We start from the raw sequence: 2234 nt of genomic DNA, 5'->3' as shown, positions 1-2234 counted from the left end.
TTCAACGCCGACTGACTCAGGCTGCGTTACTAGGTGTTTGACGATAAACTCTACAAGCTCTTTGTAATTGACCATTAAAGTGGCACCTCCTGTTTTATTCGCGGTCTACGATGAAATTATAAGTAATAATAATAACAGGGGAATAAAATTTTACGCTTCCCTGTTCTTGAATTTGTCCCAGATTCCCTGCTTCTTTAAAAGCCCGCGCGCCGTATCTGAAGGTAATGCTCCTTCCTTCAGCCAATGTAAAGCCCTCTCTTCGTTAATATTCACAGACGCTGGATCTGTCATGGGATTATAAGTACCGATTAATTCTATAAATTTTCCGTCTCTCGGTGATCTCTCATCTGCTACTACTAGTCTATAAAATGGGGCTTTCTTCCTGCCCTGACGCGACAAACGAATCTTTACCGCCATTCTTAGAATTGCACCTCCAATTAATAATAAATTTTTTACCTGCCAAAACCAAATAAAGACTTGAGCTTTCTGACTCCCCCTGAACCTGACGAGAAACTTTTAAATAATTTCTTCATTTGTTCATATTGAGCGAGCAGTTGATTTACCATTTGAACCGAAGTTCCCGACCCTTCTGCAATCCTGCGCCGCCTTGAGCCTTTTATTATTCTAGGATTGAGTCTCTCTTCGCGCGTCATTGATTGAATAATGGCCTTATTTTTTCGCAAAATACTTGTATCTGCGTCTTCAGTCCTGAAATTCTTTATCTTATCAAGCCCCGGAATCATTCCCGCAATCTTATCAAGAGGCCCTAATTTTTCTAGCTGCTCAAATTGAGTTAATAGAGTCTCCAAATTAAATTGCTTGGCCATTTTTCCGGGAGTCTTTATCTCACTTTCACTGATTCCCGCTGCTTTTACCTTCTCGACGAGCCCTTGTATATCTCCCATTCCCATAATACGTCCGGCCATTCGTTCGGGGCTGAAAATTTCTAGCGCGTCAGTATTCTCGCCAATTCCTGCAAATTTTACAGGGACTCCTGTAACTGCTCTGATAGCGAGTGCGCTTCCCCCTCGTGCGTCTCCGTCCATTTTCGTTAAAATAAGTCCGGTGAGATTCAATAGTTCGTGAAAAGATTTCGCAGAATTGACAGCTTCTTGACCCATCATTGAGTCGACAACTAAAATTTTTTCATGAGGCGGCATTACTTCAGCAATATTCTTTAGTTCCGTCATTAATTCGTCGTCAATATGCAATCTTCCGGCCGTGTCAAGAATTATAACGTCATTCATGTGAGACTCCGCAAATTTCGCAGCGTCTTTCACAACTTTTAACACGTCTGATTCTTTTGTGCTGCCATAAAATGAAATTTTTGCGTTCTCAGCTAGGACTCTTAACTGCTCGACTGCTGCCGGCCTTCTTAAATCACAAGCTACGACTAAAGGATTATGGGAATCTTTGAGAAATCTTGCAAGTTTTACAGTTGTTGTAGTTTTTCCTGACCCCTGAAGACCTGCCATTAATATAACCGTCGGGGGCTTAGGTGAGATAATCAGCGGCGCGCTTTTGCCCATCATTGAGATTAATTCTTCGTAAACTATCGCGGAAATTCTTTCATTTGCTGTGATTGACTGCAGGACTTCAAGACTCAAAGCCCGTTCACGGATTTTTGCGATTAAGTCCTTAGCTACTCTGAAATCAACATCGGCCTCAAGTAAAGATCTTCGCAATTCCCTCAAAGCGTTATCAACATCTTCAGGCGATAATTTGCCCTTGCTGCCTAATTTTGAGAATACCGCCGATAATTTTTCCTTCAGCGTGTCAAACATGATTTATCTTTCCCCCTTTCTTAATATTAATAATTCCTCACGCAGCGATTTATTTTCCTGCTCTAGTTCCTTGACTCTGGACTCAAGTTTTTGAGTATTCGCTGCAAAATGTAAATCTTTCTCAAGTCCGTCAAGTTTGTCCATTATTTTGCGTGCTAGGATATGTACGGCTTGTCTGCTTATTCCGAGAACTTCTGCGGCCTCACTTAGAGTTAAATCGCTGAAACATAGAGTCTCGTAAATTTTCCTTTGTCTCACTGTCAATAACGGCGAGTAGAAATCATACAGCAAGTTAAAATGTATCCTGCGCCTTAAAATGTCGCTGTCGTTGTCGTTTTCTTCTGTCATGATGAGATTATATTTAAATTTGCATATTTTTGTCAAGTAAATTTGCTTTACAGTTCACAGTTTTTGATTATTCGCTGCAAAATGTAAATCTTTCTCAAGTCC

Annotated in this window: 3 protein-coding genes; all 3 read right to left on the bottom strand. The window is 40.8% G+C overall.

Translation table 11 applies throughout. From position 1 onward, the window contains the following. Positions 1 to 150: 150 nt before the first annotated feature. From rpsP to IJS99_03910, 3 genes are read right to left on the bottom strand one after another with little or no spacing between them, the layout of a single operon-like run. The gene (gene rpsP, locus IJS99_03920; GenBank protein MBQ7560971.1) at positions 151 to 417 is read right to left on the bottom strand and encodes a 30S ribosomal protein S16; all 267 of its coding nucleotides are present in this window, start codon (positions 415 to 417) and stop codon (positions 151 to 153) included. A gap of 35 nt (positions 418 to 452) precedes the next feature. Beyond that, a complete protein-coding gene (gene ffh / locus IJS99_03915) occupies positions 453 to 1784 on the bottom strand; it encodes a signal recognition particle protein (protein MBQ7560970.1) in 1332 nt (443 codons plus the stop codon). A gap of 3 nt (positions 1785 to 1787) precedes the next feature. Then, positions 1788 to 2132 (bottom strand): DNA-binding protein, encoded by a 345-nt coding sequence (locus IJS99_03910; protein ID MBQ7560969.1) that lies wholly within the window; start codon positions 2130 to 2132, stop codon positions 1788 to 1790. Between the last annotated feature and the right edge of the window lie 102 nt (positions 2133 to 2234).

Source organism: Synergistaceae bacterium (assembly GCA_017444345.1).
Lineage (GTDB): Bacteria > Synergistota > Synergistia > Synergistales > Aminobacteriaceae > JAFUXM01.
This window is presented reverse-complemented; position numbering and strand designations above follow the sequence as displayed.

Coding starts and splice junctions, on each gene's coding strand:
- IJS99_03910 (MBQ7560969.1), bottom strand. CDS start 2,132: ATGACAGAAGAAAACGACAACGACAGCGACATTTTAAGGCGCAGGATA.
- rpsP (MBQ7560971.1), bottom strand. CDS start 417: ATGGCGGTAAAGATTCGTTTGTCGCGTCAGGGCAGGAAGAAAGCCCCA.
- ffh (MBQ7560970.1), bottom strand. CDS start 1,784: ATGTTTGACACGCTGAAGGAAAAATTATCGGCGGTATTCTCAAAATTA.